General features: G+C 60.1%; 13 protein-coding genes and 1 tRNA gene. 9 read left to right on the top strand and 5 right to left on the bottom strand.

Features of this window, described 5'->3' with window-relative positions; genetic code table 11:
- Positions 1 to 90 precede the first annotated feature (90 nt).
- On the bottom strand, positions 91 to 963 hold the full coding sequence (locus tag O9X62_RS11485) for a head GIN domain-containing protein (protein ID WP_269533000.1): 873 nt from the start codon (positions 961 to 963) through the stop codon (positions 91 to 93).
- A gap of 252 nt (positions 964 to 1215) precedes the next feature.
- Here O9X62_RS11485 and O9X62_RS11480 point away from each other — a divergent pair, with 252 nt between their 5' ends.
- On the top strand, positions 1216 to 2700 hold the full coding sequence (locus tag O9X62_RS11480; RefSeq protein ID WP_269532999.1) for a serine hydrolase: 1485 nt from the start codon (positions 1216 to 1218) through the stop codon (positions 2698 to 2700).
- Positions 2701 to 2744: 44 nt separating this feature from the next.
- Here the strand turns inward: O9X62_RS11480 and cysB are convergent, their stop codons facing one another.
- Entirely contained in the window at positions 2745 to 3680 is a 936-nt protein-coding gene (gene cysB / locus O9X62_RS11475) for an HTH-type transcriptional regulator CysB (RefSeq protein ID WP_269532998.1), read from the bottom strand.
- A 140-nt stretch (positions 3681 to 3820) separates the two neighbouring features.
- Between cysB and O9X62_RS11470 the strand changes: the two genes are divergently transcribed.
- The 4 genes from O9X62_RS11470 to O9X62_RS11455 all read left to right on the top strand — a co-directional run bounded on the left by O9X62_RS11470 (position 3821) and on the right by O9X62_RS11455 (position 8019).
- The gene (locus tag O9X62_RS11470) at positions 3821 to 4597 is read left to right on the top strand and encodes a sulfite exporter TauE/SafE family protein (protein ID WP_269532997.1); all 777 of its coding nucleotides are present in this window, start codon (positions 3821 to 3823) and stop codon (positions 4595 to 4597) included.
- A 51-nt stretch (positions 4598 to 4648) separates the two neighbouring features.
- Positions 4649 to 5377: a phosphoadenylyl-sulfate reductase gene (locus tag O9X62_RS11465; protein ID WP_269532996.1), complete on the top strand. Its 729-nt coding sequence runs from the start codon at positions 4649 to 4651 to the stop codon at positions 5375 to 5377.
- A gap of 54 nt (positions 5378 to 5431) precedes the next feature.
- Positions 5432 to 5522, top strand: a tRNA-Ser gene (locus O9X62_RS11460).
- A 310-nt stretch (positions 5523 to 5832) separates the two neighbouring features.
- Positions 5833 to 8019 (top strand): YCF48-related protein, encoded by a 2187-nt coding sequence (locus O9X62_RS11455; protein WP_269532995.1) that lies wholly within the window; start codon positions 5833 to 5835, stop codon positions 8017 to 8019.
- Positions 8020 to 8166: 147 nt separating this feature from the next.
- Here O9X62_RS11455 and O9X62_RS11450 read toward each other — a convergent pair whose 3' ends face one another.
- The 3 genes from O9X62_RS11450 to O9X62_RS11440 all read right to left on the bottom strand — a co-directional run bounded on the left by O9X62_RS11450 (position 8167) and on the right by O9X62_RS11440 (position 11106).
- A complete protein-coding gene (locus O9X62_RS11450; protein WP_269532994.1) occupies positions 8167 to 9456 on the bottom strand; it encodes a GGDEF domain-containing protein in 1290 nt (429 codons plus the stop codon).
- Positions 9457 to 9563: 107 nt separating this feature from the next.
- Positions 9564 to 10070: a DUF1993 family protein gene (locus O9X62_RS11445; protein ID WP_269532993.1), complete on the bottom strand. Its 507-nt coding sequence runs from the start codon at positions 10068 to 10070 to the stop codon at positions 9564 to 9566.
- Positions 10071 to 10122: 52 nt separating this feature from the next.
- Positions 10123 to 11106, bottom strand: coding sequence for a serine/threonine protein kinase (locus O9X62_RS11440; protein WP_269532991.1), 984 nt, complete (start codon positions 11104 to 11106; stop codon positions 10123 to 10125).
- 58 nt (positions 11107 to 11164) lie between these two features.
- Here O9X62_RS11440 and O9X62_RS11435 point away from each other — a divergent pair, with 58 nt between their 5' ends.
- The 4 genes from O9X62_RS11435 to O9X62_RS11420 all read left to right on the top strand — a co-directional run bounded on the left by O9X62_RS11435 (position 11165) and on the right by O9X62_RS11420 (position 15406).
- Positions 11165 to 12394 (top strand): DUF1615 domain-containing protein, encoded by a 1230-nt coding sequence (locus O9X62_RS11435; RefSeq protein WP_269532990.1) that lies wholly within the window; start codon positions 11165 to 11167, stop codon positions 12392 to 12394.
- Positions 12395 to 12502: 108 nt separating this feature from the next.
- Complete coding sequence (locus tag O9X62_RS11430; protein WP_269532989.1) at positions 12503 to 13057, top strand: glycine zipper 2TM domain-containing protein; 555 nt, start codon at positions 12503 to 12505, stop codon at positions 13055 to 13057.
- A gap of 201 nt (positions 13058 to 13258) precedes the next feature.
- Positions 13259 to 14785: a helicase HerA-like domain-containing protein gene (locus O9X62_RS11425; protein WP_269532988.1), complete on the top strand. Its 1527-nt coding sequence runs from the start codon at positions 13259 to 13261 to the stop codon at positions 14783 to 14785.
- A 39-nt stretch (positions 14786 to 14824) separates the two neighbouring features.
- Entirely contained in the window at positions 14825 to 15406 is a 582-nt protein-coding gene (locus tag O9X62_RS11420) for a molybdopterin-dependent oxidoreductase (protein WP_269532987.1), read from the top strand.
- Positions 15407 to 15661 lie beyond the last annotated feature (255 nt).

The following is a 15661-nucleotide window of genomic DNA, read 5'->3' as shown; positions in this document are numbered from 1 at the left end:
GTCATCGATGGAATCCACACAACAAAAAAACCGGCACTGCGCCGGTTTTTTTGTTGTGTTTCTTGTTCGACTGTCAGCCGTGAGGTCAGCTCAGGAAACAATCGTTACGTTCTTACCGTTGATCTCCTGCTTGGCTGGCTGCCCATGCACGGTAATCTCACCCGAGCCGGTCGCCGTTGCCTTGATCGCCTGACTGGCCGAAATCGCCACATCACCCGAGCCCAGCACGCTCACCTCGGCCGTTTCGGATTTGAGCGCGTCCAGCTGCAAGTCGCCAGAGCCCATCACGCTACCCACCAGCTGCTTGGCGATCCCCTTGGCCGTTACGCTGCCCGAGCCCTTGATGCTGGCCTCGAAGCGCTCCACCGTCACGCTGCCGAGCAGTACATCGCCCGAGCCGGTGAGGTCTACTTTGACATTGGCTGGCATCAGCGACTCCCCGCTGAAGTCACCCGAACCGATCATGCGCAAACCCAGCGAAGCCACTTTGCCTGCCACGCGCGTTTCGCCCGAGCCGGTGGATTCCACGTCCAGATCACCTTCCTTGAGGCCATCCACACTCACATCTCCCGAGCCGGTGTGCTTGACGCGTGACAGCGAAGGCGTCGTCACCACGACCTTGAGTGGCTGGTCAGTCGAGAACGACTTGCGGGTACGGATGGTGAGGCGATCACCCGATACTTCGGTCTCGATCAGCGGCAGCAGGTTCTCGTCACCACTCACCACCAGGCCCGGCGTATCACCGATGCGGATGTCCACATCCACCGAGCCGGTGGACTCCACTTCCTTGACCGCAGCCATGGTGCGGTTCTCGGTCGCCGCCTTGCCATTGCCCTTTACGCCGCCAAGGCTGCCGATGGAGACGTGCACATTGCGCACATCACCGGTTTTCTCGTCGGTATCCACATGGATGCTACAGGCAGTGAGCATCAGGCCCAGCGCGGGGATCAGCAGCAGTTTCATGTTGGCTCTCCTTTTCCATTCATCTCAAGTAAACATTCTTATCGGTATGTTATATCAGAAACGTGAAATGTAAAGCCCGCCTATCGCACATCTGCATTGGGCGGTCCAAAAATGGTCATTTACCCTGGTTATGCCAGAGAGGCTGATTGGCATTGGAGGGAATCATCTGTGTCAACCATGTTGAGTGAGTTCCAACCGCACGCGGTCGGGTCCGGTCGGGCGCCACACCAAACCAACACAGGGTGAGACAACATGAATCATCAGATGGCACTTTCCGGATGCATGGCACTGCTGGCAATCGTCACCCATGCGGCCTGCCCGACCGGCAGCACCTTTGACAGCACACTCGGCTTCTGTGCGGATACCACATATGTTTATGGCCCATTCACGCAAAGCATGACCAGTGCCTGTGTCAGCAAAGGTAGCGGCGCAATATGCACTGCCACAGCACCCTATAGCGTGAATGGCACCACGCTCAGTCTGCCTCGCTGGACCCGCACACTGGTTACCAGCGTCCGAGGCAAGAAGGCTTGCCCGGCGGGAACACTGGTTAGCAGCAGTCATGACAATCTGTGCGTGGAAACACTCGGCAGCATTACCCAAGTCTATGCCAACTTCTCCACGAGCCTGACCCAACGATGCACCACCCTGGGTGGCGGCAACGCCTGCCTCTATACGCGCTGGGAAGGCGGGTTGTACAACCGCGCGGCATTTCAACAACGCTTGCAAACCAACTTGAACAGCGCTTGGGACCGCAGCGGGCTCCCAAGTGTGGCAGTGTCAGTCGTGACGCCAGATCAGGGCCTGGTCAATGCCTCGACCGGTGTTGCTGCGCCGACGACGCAAGCTGTAGACCCATCTCTGCATCGATACCGCTTCGGCAGTGTCAGCAAGAACGTCACCGCAACGTTGATCATGAAGCTTCAGGAAGCGGGCAGGCTGAACATCGATGATCGTCTGGATCAGCACATCCAGATACCTGGTTTGCCCAACGGCAACACGATGACCATTCGCCAGCTGCTGAACCACTCGGCCGGCGTGGGAGATTACCTGAACGAGAGCAGCGCCTTTCTCAGCTCAACCAGCGACAGCGGGCACCTCTATACCGATTCCGAAATCGTGGGCTATATCAATGCGCTGGGCGCTCAGTTCGCGGCCGGCAGCAGCTACGCTTACAGCAATGGCAATTTCTACCTGCTGAGCATGCTGGCGGAGCAAAAAACCGGGATGCCCTTGGATGAGGCGGTGCGTCAATGGGTTACCCAACCGCTGGGACTGGGCAATCTTTTCATGGACCTGAACAGCACCAGCACACAACGTATCAGCAATCTAGTCGAGAGCAGCCGGGCCTATGCGTACTCAACCAGCAGTGTCAAAGGTGCAGGTGCACTGGTAGGCACGCCGGCGGAGGTGGCGCAGTACATCAAATCGACCTTCCATGGCGGCTTCCTGAATACCGCATCGGTCAATGCCATGCAAAGCGCGCAAACCAACAGTACTGGCTATGGGCTGGGCACCATCCGTTTCACGTCAGCCAGCGGCATCCCCTACTTCGGCCATACAGGCACCCTGCTGAACTACAAGTCTCTGATGTATTACATTCCCAGCATGGGCGCCTCGGTAGCGATGAGTACGAATGACTACCCCAGCACATCGACATGGGACAGGATACGCGACGCCGTTTTCAACACGGTTGCCGCCCAATATAGCGGCTACTGCAGCAGCAACGGCTGCTAAGGCGGCATGATAAATACCGCTGCGCCCAGCGCAGCGGTAAAAACTTAATCCGCCTCGTCCTTGGCCAGTGCCTTCTCCACCACCTTGCGGCTCAGGTGCGGCGCAAAGCGCTCAATGAAAGCAAAGGTGTAACCGCGCAGGTAGGCATCGCGCCGGATACCGATATGCGTGGTAGAGGGCTCGAACAGGTGTGAGGCATCAATGGCGAACAAGCCGGTATCGCGGCGCGCATCAAACGCCATGCTGGCAATGATGCCGATCCCCAGACCCAAACCGACATAGGTCTTGATCACATCGGTATCAATCGCCGTCAGCACCACATTGGGTGTAATGCCCTTGGACTCGAACGCGCGGTTGATCTTGGAGCGGCCTGCAAAGGCAAAGTCGTAGGTAATGATCGGGTACTTGGCCACTTCCTCCAGCGGCAGCGGGCCCTTCCAATCAAGCAAGGGATGATCGTCCGGCACGATGATGCTGCGATTCCATTCATAGCAATCGAGTTTGGCCAGCTCAGGGAACTGGTCTATCCCCTCGGTAGCCACCACCACATCGGCCGAGCCTTCGAGCACGTATTCACAAATCTGTGTGGGACTACCCTGCTTGATCTGCAGCTTCACGCCCGGATAGCGCTGCATGAAATCCTGGATGGTAGGCGGCAAGGCATACCGCGCCTGAGTGTGCGTGGTCGCCACGACCAGGCTGCCTTCCTGCTCATTGACGAACTCTTCTGCCACGCGCTTGAGGTTCTTGGCTTCCCGCAAAATACGCTCGGAAATCTTCAGGATTTCCTTGCCCGGAGCGGTGACATCCACAACGCGCTTGCCGTTGCGCACGAACACCTGCACACCGAGCTCGTCCTCCAGCAGGCGGATCTGCTTGGAAATACCGGGCTGGGAGGTATGCAGCGCCTCGGCAGCATCCGACACATTGAGGCCTTGCTTGGCGACCTCGACCAGGTAACGCAGTTGCTGAAGCTTCATGGCTGGCCCGTAGTCTGGGGAGATTGGGAAGTCTGTCGACCGATAATAACCGGCTCTTATAAAATCTTAACACACGCGTCTTTATTGCTTATTAGCCCAAGCGACTACCATGCCCCTCTTTTGTGGAGATCGGCACGCGCATGGAAGTCGCCTTTATTGTTGCCGGTTTTGCGGTAGGCCTGATTGTCGGTCTTACCGGTATCGGCGGCGGCTCGCTCATGACGCCTATCCTGCTGTGGTTTGGCGTACCGCCCGCCACGGCCGTAGGCAGCGACCTGCTCTATGCCGCCATCACCAAGGGTGGTGGTGTGCTGGTACACCAACGAGCCGGCAATGTGGACTGGCGCATCGTGCGCTGGCTGGCCGGCGGCAGCGTACCGGCCACCGTGCTCACGCTGATTGCGTTGCATATCTGGCGGCCCGATCTCGAAACCCTCAACAACCTCATCAAGCATGCGCTGGGCATTGCCTTGCTGCTGACGGCGCTGGCCATCCTGCTCAAAACCAAGCTGCTGCAGTGGACCCGTGGCGTCAACGCCCCACCGCCACCCAAGCATTCCCCCAGCCGTGATATCAATACGCTAGCCACCGGCGCACTGCTGGGTGTACTGGTGACGCTGACCTCGATTGGCGCAGGCGCAGTTGGCACGGTGGCCCTGTTCCTGTTGTACCCGTTGATTCCCACAGCGCGGCTGGTGGGCACCGAAATCGCCCACGCCGTACCGCTGACCCTGGTTGCGGGTCTGGGCCATGCCGGCATGGGGCATATCGACTGGGGCATGTTGGGCCTGCTGCTGTGTGGTTCCTTGCCCGGCATCTGGATCGGCAGCCATATGGCAGGCAAAGTGCCCGACGGCATACTGCGTCCGATTCTGGCGATCATGCTGGCGGTGGTCGGCACCAAACTCGTCTGGTAAATACCCTCTCATCGCACCGCTTCCCGGCCGTGCCCCACGGAGTGCTCCGCAATGACACAAGCCCTCAGCCCCGAACTCGACGCCAAGCTCGCTGCCACCCTGGCCTTGCTGCAAACCATTGCCGCCGAGCACAGCCCAGCCGTGTTCGCCAACTCGCTCGGCGCCGAAGACATGGTCATCACCGACCTGATTGCCCGCCACAATATTGATATCGGTATCTTCAGCCTCGATACCGGCCGGCTGCCCGCCGAGACTTACACCCTGCTGCAAGAGACCGGGACGCGCTATCCAAGCTTTCCGATCAAGGTCTACTTCCCCCGGGCGGAATCGGTAGAAGCCTATGTTGCCGAACATGGCATCAACGGTTTCTACGATAGCATCGACAATCGCAAGGCCTGCTGCCGCATCCGCAAACTGGAACCACTGGCCCGTGCCCTGGCCGGCAAGACAGCTTGGGTCACCGGTCTGCGCCGCGAACAATCGACCACGCGGACCGACATGCAGGCGCAGGAGTGGGATGCCGGCAACAATCTGACCAAGTTCAACCCGCTGATCGAGTGGACCGAGAAAGACGTGTGGGCCTATATCAAGGCGTTTGAAGTACCCTACAACGCCCTGCATGACCGCCACTATCCCAGCATAGGCTGCGCGCCCTGCACACGCGCCATTGCCGTCGGCGAAGATATCCGCGCCGGCCGCTGGTGGTGGGAGAATCCGGACAGCAAGGAATGCGGCCTGCACGCCAAGGTCAGCGGCCTCACTCGCCCCACCAACACGTGACCTTGCCGCCAGATTGCGGAGCCCTGCACCTTCGGGCATAATGCGCGGCCTTCTGGAGAGGTGGATGAGCGGTTTAAGTCGCACGCCTGGAAAGCGTGTTTAGGATAATATCCTAACGAGGGTTCGAATCCCTCCCTCTCCGCCAGAACAAGAAAAGCCCCGACCTGATGGTCGGGGCTTTTGCTTTTCTTGCTCCCGCCCATCAAAGGAAAAGGTCGGCGCGATTCGTTTATTACTAAGCACGCAAAGTTCCCTGCCCGGCGTCGACAGACCGTCGATTTATCGCTATCTTGCGGCCGCCGCCGTCAAGAACGACGGCTGATTCGAAAACAACGCCGAGGCGCCAGCAACCCGGAAGAGTTCCGGCTAAATGAGTGCCTCGCTTTGCGGGAGGTTCCATCTTGTCAGTATTCAATTCTGGCCCCAGCCGACGCAGTCGGCCGGCCGGCTTCGCCGTGTCTATTCTCTTTTCACTCTTGCTCACCGCGTGCGGCGGCGGAGGCGGTGGTGGCAGCAACGAGCCTCAGGCAGTAGCTGCATCAGCGCAGGTGCAAGTGCCCGCACGCGCTGACATTGCCAAGGCAGTGAAATTCAAAGCCAATATCAGCAACCCATCCAACCTGAGCATTCAATATCTCTGGGAGTTTGGCGACGGCCAGAGCAGCACACTGGCTGAACCTGAGCACCTGTACCAGAGCGCCGGTGACTTCACCGTTACCCTCACCTTGACGAGCTCTGCCGGCAAGACTACACAAACTGGCAAAGTACAGATCGGGCATTTTGCCGGGCTGGAAGGGTTCTCCTGCTCCGGATCAGAAGCCCTGTCCGGGTGGTGCAAGCAAGGCTATCTGCCCACGGTTCATTCGCTCACCAATGTGAAATTGGTGAACGCCAAGGTGGGCTGGGCAGTTGGTATCAATGGCACGATTTTGAATACGGTGGACGGTGGCCTTAACTGGTCGGAACGACCACTGGGTTTGACCACTTACCATTCGGTTTCTGGTGTGGATGCTATTGATGAAAATACAGCCTGGGTGGTCGGTGGTAACGGGCTCATCGCAAAAACAGTTAATGCTGGCAAAACCTGGGAGATCCAGAAGTCCGGCACTACCGAGTCACTTACTCGCATCGTCGCTGTGGATGCCAAGACGCTGTGGGCTAGCAGCTACTACACACTACTACGCAGCGACGATGGCGGCACCACATGGGCCAAATCGACAGTAGGCAGCAACTACTACCCATCCATCAGTCACATTGTCAGCGCACCCAGTGCCAATGTTGCTTGGGTGACCACAGCCTACAGCGGCACCTACCGAACCGAAGATGGCGGCAAGTCCTGGAAGTCGATGCCGAACGCCAATGGCAGAGCCGTGAAAGCCATCGATGCCCAGACGGCTTGGCTAATTGACAGCAATTCAAGCAGCAATCTGAAAAAGACCGTGGATGGCGGCGTGACTTGGACAAGCCTGCCCATCAAGGTCCCGGGCCGTGCCTACTCTTGGGGGAGCTATGTCGAGCTTCATGCGCTCGATGCCAGCAATCTCTATCTTCTGGACAATTCCGGGTATGTCATACGATCGCAAGACGGCGGCGTGACATGGACGGACTGGTCCCCGCCGGAGTTGTGCTCCTACTGCCGTAAAGCACTCAGCTCGCTATCCGTGCTGAATGCCGACTCAGCCATCGTCGTCGGGAGCAGCGGTACCGTATTCGCGATGCACAATGGCAAGACTTGGGTGAGTGCCAACCGTGGCGTTCTCAGCCAATACGCGGGCAGTACGCACCCCATAGCAGCGCTAAACGCCGACGAAGCGTTGATGCCCCTGAGCTACGAACTGCATAGCACGAAAGATGGTGGGCTGACTTGGACGAAGAGAACCGACGTTTGTGTTCGCAATCTGCAAAAAGTTAGCAGCACCACGCTGATCGGGCTTGGCTGCAGCTCAAACTCATTTGTGAAGAGCGCTGATAAGGGCGTGACTTGGACCACACTCACAGTAAGTGGCCAGCAATCATGGGCGCCTTCAGGTATCACTGTAGTCAGTGAAACTGTTGTTTGGACGATTGGCTCGGCCTATGTATCCGGACAATATATCCATACGGCCGGACGCAGCCTTGATGGGGGCGTGACCTGGGAACTCTCTACCCCCATTTCATCCTCCGCATACTCATCATCCACACCACCGGTTATTACGGCCGTTGACGACAAAACCGCTTGGGTTAGCGGTGATAATGGCGCCATATACGGGACGATAGACGGCGGCAAAACCTGGAATCTGCAGGCGACTGGAGCGGCCGGTACCAGAATCACATCTTTGAAAGCCTATAACGCAACGACGGCCTGGGCGACCAGCTCGACCAAGTCCGTGCTGGGAACAAAGGATGGCGGCGCTACCTGGGTCGTTCAGGACACCAGCGCCTCGAATGTCATGCTTGCTGTGAATACGCTGGATGGCAAAGTGGTATGGGCGGTTGGCGCCAAAGGCCGGATTCTGCGCAGCACGGATGGCGGTGCCACATGGGCGGAACAGAAGTCTGGGGTATCTGAGGACCTTCGCAGTATCACACTGATCGACAACAATACCGCTTGGGTTACCGGTGACTACGGAACCATCATAAAAACCGCTACTGCAGGCAAATGACCAAGCTTTTGCTCGGACAACACTGAGAATACGCTGTCCGGACAGTCTTCAAAGCCCCCATCCTAGGATGGGGGCTTTGACTGGATTCCATAAGCCGAAACTGGCGAATCGACCCGTTTGATGGCGCTTGTGAAAAACCGGAGTACCTCAGGCACGTAGCGCAACACGATTCCGCCCCTGCAACTTCGCTTCGTACAAGGCATGGTCCGCACGCGAGAACAGCGTATCGAAACGCTGGTCGGTATCGACTAGGCTGGCGACGCCAAAGCTGGCACTGATACGCAGCTCGGGGAAGGCTGCGCTGACTTCGCGGCTTGCGATCAGCTGGCGCATGCGCTCGGCCACCTCCATGGCTGTGGTGCTGGGCGTGCTGGGCAAGAGGATGGCAAATTCTTCGCCACCGGTCCGGCCCAGCATGTCTTCGTTACGCAGTGCGATGCGACAGCATGCAGCAACATCCTGCAAGACGGCGTCACCGACCGGGTGGCCGTACTCATCATTGATGCGCTTGAAGTGATCGACATCAATGGCAATCACCGACAATGGAAATGCGTGCCTGCGGCTACGCGTGTATTCGCGCTCGGCATGTTCGTAAAAACTGCGTCGGTTGGCGATGCCGGTCAGGCTGTCGGTGCTGGCTTGGCGCTCCAGTTCTTCCTTGAGCTCGTGCAGCTCGGTGATATCGGTGCTGAAACCGATCAGACCCGGCAAGCCGCTGGCCGTTGGCCAGGGGACCTTGATGGTCCAGTAGTGACGTACCCGTCCTTTGCGGTCGGTAAAGGATTCCTCGCCGACATGGCGCTGCCCGGTACTGAAGACTTTCTGATCCAACGCCCAGAAGCTGTCTGCAATCTCGCGGCTCAGCAACTCGCCATCGGTGCGGCCTATCATCCGTTCGACCGGGTGCCCATACAGATCGGCCAGCTTCTGGTTAGCGTACAGGCAGGTGCGGTTCACATCCTTCATGTACACATAGGCATCGATGTTATCGAGTATGGTATCGAGCAGTACTTTCTGCTCACGCACCTGATTTTCCAGGCGCTTGTGTTCGGTGATGTCGGAGGAGATGCCGCACAGGCCGATGATATGGCCCTCCGCATCACGCATCGGCTTCTTGATGGACCAGTAAACCCGCGTCTCACCCGTGGCACGGATGACGTTGGTTTCCTCGCTCTCGGTGACCTCACCGGTCTGCATCACGCGCAGGTCATTCTGACGTAGCTGCTGCGAGAGATCGAGATCGAAAAAGTCGCGGTCGTCCTTGCCGAGCACCTGATCGCGGGTCACCCCGAACAGCTCCAGCACCCGACGGTTCACATAGGTGTAGCGGCCATCCAGATCCTTGGTGAACACATAGGCGCCGATCTCGTCGAGCACGGCGCGCAACGATTCCAGCTCAATCGCCAGGCTTTGCAGATCCGGATCCGGTTTGGGCATGGTTCCCGCTTCCATTCCGGCACGCGCAATGCGCACCGGCCATTCCGGATTCTAGACAGCCATGCCGGTTTTGCCCGGCTGGCTGTCCTTGATACAACAGCTACGGCTTAATAAGGGCCCAGATAATCGCGCTTGCCGATCTCGACCCCGTTATGGCGCAGGATGGCGTAAGCCGTGGTGATGTGGAAATACAGATTGGGCAGCACAAAGTCGAGCAGATAGGGCTGGCCCTGGAACTGGGTCTCCTCGCCGCGCAGCTTGAGCGTGACGGTCTTGTCTTCGGTACCGTCGATTTGTGCAGGCGTAAACGTTTGCAGGAAAGCCACCGTCCTGGCGATGCGGGCCTTGAGTTCGTCGATGGTGGTCTCGGTATCGGCATAACTGGGAATCTCGACCCCTGCCAGACGCGCAGCGCAGCCCTTCACGCCATCGGTGGCGATCTGGATCTGCCGCGACAACGGGAACATATCGGGCGCCAGACGGCCGTTCACCAGGATGGTCGGATCGAACTTCTTGGCCTCGGCGTGGGCCAAGGCCTTGTCGAGCAGGTTGCTGAGATTGCCCAGCATGCGGATGAACACGGGGATCGAGGCTTGGTACATCGAAAGGCTCATGGCATTTCCTTGGTGGGTTGTGCGGGATGGCAAACCAGCAATTGGGGACGACTCAGTGGGACCACAAGGGCGGTTCAGCCATCTGTGCAATCTGCTCGCGCAGTTGCAGCAGATGCTGCTGCCAGTAATGCGCGGTGCCGAACCAGGTAAAGGCAGCCGGGAAGGCCGGGTCCGTCCAGCGCCGCGCCAGCCAGGCGGCGTAATGGATGATGCGCAAAGTGCGCAGCGCTTCGACCAGATGCAGCTCGCGCGTGTTGAACTCGCAGAAGTCTTCGTAACCGGCGAGCAGATCGCCCAGATGGCGCGATTGCTCTTCGCGCTCGCCACCGAGCAGCATCCACAAGTCCTGCACGGCAGGGCCGGTGCGGGCATCGTCAAAATCCACGAAGTGCGGGCCGGCGTCGGTCCAGAGAATATTGCCGAGGTGGCAATCGCCATGCAGACGCAGCGTCGCCACATTGCCGGCCCGATCAAACGCACGGCGCACGCCGTCGAGCGCCAGTTGCGTCTGGGCACGGTAGTCGTCGCGCAGCTCGGTGGGGATGAAATCGCTGTCCAGCAGCCAGGCCACCGGCTCCTCGCCAAAGGTGTGGATATCGATAGCCGGGCGGTGCACAAAGGGCTCGGTCTGGCCGATGGCGTGGATGCGGCCCAGAAAGCGGCCTATCCATTCCAGCACATCGGGCTGGCCGATCTCGGGGCAGCGGCCGCCACGGCGGGCAAACACGGCGAGCTTGTAGCCAGCGTGGCTGTGCAGCGTGTTGCCGTTGACCACCATCGGTGCAATCACGGGGATTTCAGCGGCGGCCAATTGCTGGGTATAGGTGTGCTCTTCCTGTATCTGCGCGTCAGTCCAGCGATCAGGGCGGTAGATCTTGGCGATGATGGGCGGAGCGTCATCGATGCCCACCTGATACACGCGGTTCTCGTAACTGTTGAGGGCCAGCAGGCTGCCGCTGGCAGGCAGACCCAGCGCGTCGATCGCGTCGAGCAGGGTATCGGGGGTGAGGTCGGCAAACGGGGGCTTTTGATCCATGCCGGCAGTGTAACCGCTATCCTTGCGGCTTCACCGCTTACGGCCCGATACCGTGCCCATGCCATTGCGCTTCCTGATCCTCCTGTTGCTGCTGAGTGGCTGTGCCACCACCGTCACCCCGTTGTCGCCACCCGTGGCACCCGAAGCGATCCCCGCCGATCCTGTCGCGCCGCCCTCGCCTGCCGTGCCCGGAACGATGCCACCCATGGTTGCCGCCCCCACCGCCCCCCTGCCGAATCCAGCACCCGTGCCACCGCCACGCTGGACGGACCCGCGTGCCGGCAAGGCGCTGCTCGATCAGGTCTTGCCCCGGCAGATTCCCGACCGTGCTGGCTGGTCAGCCGATATCTTCAAGGCCTTCACGGCACTGAAAATCCCGTATACCGCTGAATACTTCTGTGCGACCAGCGCGGTAATCGAGCAGGAATCGTTGTGGAAGGCCGATCCGCCCGTGCCGGGCCTGGGCAAGATGGTGTGGAAGCAGATCGAAGCCAAAGCCAATGCCAAACATATTCCCATGCCCTTGGTACGCGCTGCCCTGCAGATTAAAAGCCGCAATGGCCTGAGCTACGCCAAGCGGATCGATACACTCAGGACCGAGCGGCAGATGAATGCGCTGTTCGAGGAAATGGCCGCAGAAGCCCGTGCAATGGGCTTGCCGGTATCGATACCGAATCCCATCCGCACCGGCGGACCCATGCAGGTCAGCGTGGCGTTCGCCGAGGGGCATACCCAGGCTTGGCCCTATCCGTATGCCTATGAGGGCAGCGTGCGCAACGAGGTGTTCACCCGCCGTGGCGGCGTGTACTTCGGCATCGCCATCCTCCTGCATTACCGCGCACCCTATCGGGATATGCGTTACCGCTTTGCCGATTACAACGCTGGCCGTTATGCCAGCCGTAACGCGGCTTTCCAGGCGGCGCTGAGCCGCTTGTCCGGCCGCAAACTCGCACTGGATGGCGACCTGCTGCGTTACGAAGCCGGCCGCCCTGCCCGCACGCGCAGCGAGACCCAGCTCGCCTTGGCCAAACTGGCCACACAGCTCAAGTTAAGCCAGGCCGAGATCGACCGCGACTTGCGCCAGGAAAAAGCCAGCGAGTTCGATCAATCGACGCTGTACCAGCGTCTATTCACCCTGGCCGACGCCAAGGCCGGCAAGCCCATGCCGCGCGCCGTATTCCCGCAAATCCGCCTGATCAGCCCCAAGATCACCCGCAAGCTGACGACCGAGTGGTTCGCCAAGCGGGTGGATGGCCGCTATCGGGCCTGTCTGGCGCGGGCGCAATGACGCAGGCGCTCATTTCCATTTGTCATATTTGTTCAGTTTCGATTCAGGCCGTCCGCACATAATGGGCCTCAAGCGCCGGACAAGACCGGCAAACGCAGGAGCCGCGAAATGAACAAGTCAATGATGATGGGTGCCATGATCGGTGGTGCCGCCGTACTGTCCTTTGGTGCGGTGGCCGGCTACCAGACGCTCAAAGGGCCGGACTACGCCGAGGTGCTCAGCGTTACTGCCGCGCACAAAGAGGTCAAAACGCCCGAGCAGCAATGCGAGCAGGTTCAGGTGGTGCAAAAAGCCCCGGTCAAGGACGAGCATCGCGTTGCGGGCACGGTGATCGGTGGACTGGTCGGTGGACTGCTGGGCAACCAGGTAGGCGGTGGTAACGGCAAGAAGCTGGCCACGGCGGCCGGCGTGGCTGGTGGTGCCTACGCGGGCAACCAGATGCAGAAGAACCTGCAGAACAAGGATACGGTCACGCGCACCGAGCAACGCTGCAAAACCGTTACCCGTACCCGCGAGGAACTCGTGGGCTACGACGTGCGCTACCGGCTTGATGGCAAGGAAGCCACGGTCCGCATGGATCTGCCACCCACCAGCGACCGCATCCCGGTCAAGGATGGCCAACTGGAACTCAGCGCAGTCACACCGGCCAAACCGCAGGCCTGATCGAATACGTCTCCCTTATTGGGCGCCGCGAGGCGCCCTTTTTTGCGTTCCGGTCATCGCTGCAGGGGGCAATCAGGTCCAAGGCTGCATTGGACCCTGCGACAAACCTGGGCTACCCCTACCCTGCCGCTACCGCTTCGTTGATACTCACGCTTCCGCCTGCCCGGTCCGTGCAGGCCCACGCTGCCATCAGGAAACGCCATGACACAGCCCTTGCTGATCGCCAAATCCGCCACGCAGGCTCTGCATCTCCTCCCTGCCCTTGCCAACCGCCACGGCCTGATTACCGGGGCCACCGGTACGGGCAAGACTGTCACCTTGCAGCGTCTGGCGCAGTCATTCAGTCAGATCGGTGTGCCGGTGTTCCTGGCCGATGTGAAGGGAGATCTATCGGGTATCGGTGCCGCGGGCGCCTCATCGCCCAAGCTGCAGGCACGTCTGGACCAGCTGGGTGAGACGCTCGACTACGCCGCCTGCCCCGTCGCGTTCTGGGATGTGTTCGGCAAGAGCGGCCACCCCGCCCGAGCGACCATCTCCGATATGGGCCCGCTGCTGCTGGCGCGGCTGCTGAATCTGAACGAAGTGCAGGCCGGCGTGCTGCAACTGGTGTTCAAGATCGCCGACGACAATGGCCTGCTGCTGCTTGATCTCAAAGACCTGCGCGCCATGGTCCAGTACACCGGGGACAACGCCAAGCAGTTCACCACCGAATACGGCAACATCTCGGCCGCCAGCATCGGCGCCATCCAGCGCGGCCTACTGAGCCTGGAACAGGAAGGCGGAGCGAGCTTCTTTGGCGAGCCCATGCTCGACATCAACGACCTGATGCAGACCGATGCCAACGGCCATGGCGTGGTCAATGTGCTCGCCGCCGACCAGCTCTACCAGCGCCCCAAGCTGTATGCGACCTTCCTGCTGTGGCTGCTGGCTGAGCTGTTCGAGCAACTGCCCGAAGTGGGCGACCGAGACAAACCCAAGCTGGTGTTCTTTTTCGACGAAGCCCACCTGCTGTTCGCCGATGCGCCCGACGCGCTGGTTGAGAAGGTCGAACAGGTCGTCCGCCTGATCCGCTCCAAGGGCGTAGGCGTGTACTTCGTGACCCAGAATCCGCTCGATATCCCCGAGTCCATCCTCGGCCAGCTCGGCAACCGCGTGCAGCACGCGCTGCGGGCATTCACCCCGCGCGACCAGAAGGCCGTCAAGGTAGCCGCCGAAACGCTGCGCGCCAATCCGGCCTTCAATGCCGAAGCCGCGATCATGGAACTGGGCGTGGGTGAAGCACTGGTCTCGTTTCTGGATGAGCGCGGCAGCCCGGACGTGGTCGAGCGCGCCTTCATCCTGCCGCCCGGATCGCGCCTTGGTCCGCTGAGCCCCGATGAGCGCCGTGCGCAGATCGAGGGCTCGGCCATTTATGGCCATTACGAAAAAATCGAAGACCGCGAATCCGCTTACGAGAAGCTGCGCGGCGCGCCAGCCGCCGCGGGTGGCGCACCTGCACCGCTTGCTACACCGGCAGGTACACCCGCTCCGCAGGCAGAAGACGGCGGTAGCGGCATAGGCGGCGTGCTCGGCGAATTCCTGTTCGGCCGCACCGGCCCGCGCGGCGGCAAGCACGACGGTGTCGTCCAGACAGCCGCCAAAAGCATGGCGCGCACGGTGGCCAACGAGGTCGGGCGACAGATCCTGCGGGGTGTGCTGGGCTCCATCATGGGTGGGCGCAAGCGCTAAGCCAGGTAAGTTCACAACGCATCAGAAAGCGATCAACACATGAACAAGCGTCAATTCCTGCAAACCAGTGCGCTAGGCCTTGCCGCCACCAGTCTCCCCGTCGCTGCCGCCGGCCGCCGCACACCCGGCCCGGTACTGCTGACACTGACCGGCCAGATCGGCAAATCCAACCGCGGCGCATTCGACCCGGCGTTTGACCAGATGCTGGGCAAGCACAAGGCCAACTTCAGCAAGGCCTACACGTTCGACTACGCCGCACTGGCCGCCCTGCCCGCCATCACCATCAAACCCACGCTCGAATACGATGGCAAGGTCCACACGCTCAGCGGCCCACTGCTCACCCATGTGCTGGCCATGGCCGGCGTCAAGGACGGCAACCCGCGCATCCTGCTGCAGGCACTGGACGGCTACACCGTGGCCCCTACGCTCGATGAAATCCGTAACTACCGCTTCATCATTGCCACCCACCGCGATGGTGTGGCCCTGCCTTTGGGTGGGATCGGCCCGCTCTGGGCCGTGTATGACGCCGACCGCTACCCCGATATGGCAGCAAAACCGCTGAAGGAGCGCTTTGCCCTATGCCCTTGGGGGATCTACCACATCAACGTACAGGCAGCGTGAACCCATGCCGGCATGTGCGCACCGGTCAAGCCGGACGAGCCGGCTAAGCAACTGATTTAACTAGATAAGAATTTATTGATAAGGAATATATTCCTATCGAAAAGTGATGAAAAACACACCCGAATAGTGATTCGGACTTCCCGCAAATCGTTCTAGACTCGCCCCGGATTTAAGTCCACTTGAATGCCTGTTCAACACAGGCATTCGTGGGGCAGCCGAACGATGTGTACAGCGCAGCTGCTTGCACACGTGGCA

This window comes from Chitinimonas sp. BJYL2, from assembly GCF_027257935.1.
GTDB lineage: Bacteria > Pseudomonadota > Gammaproteobacteria > Burkholderiales > Chitinimonadaceae > Chitinimonas.
This window is presented reverse-complemented; position numbering and strand designations above follow the sequence as displayed.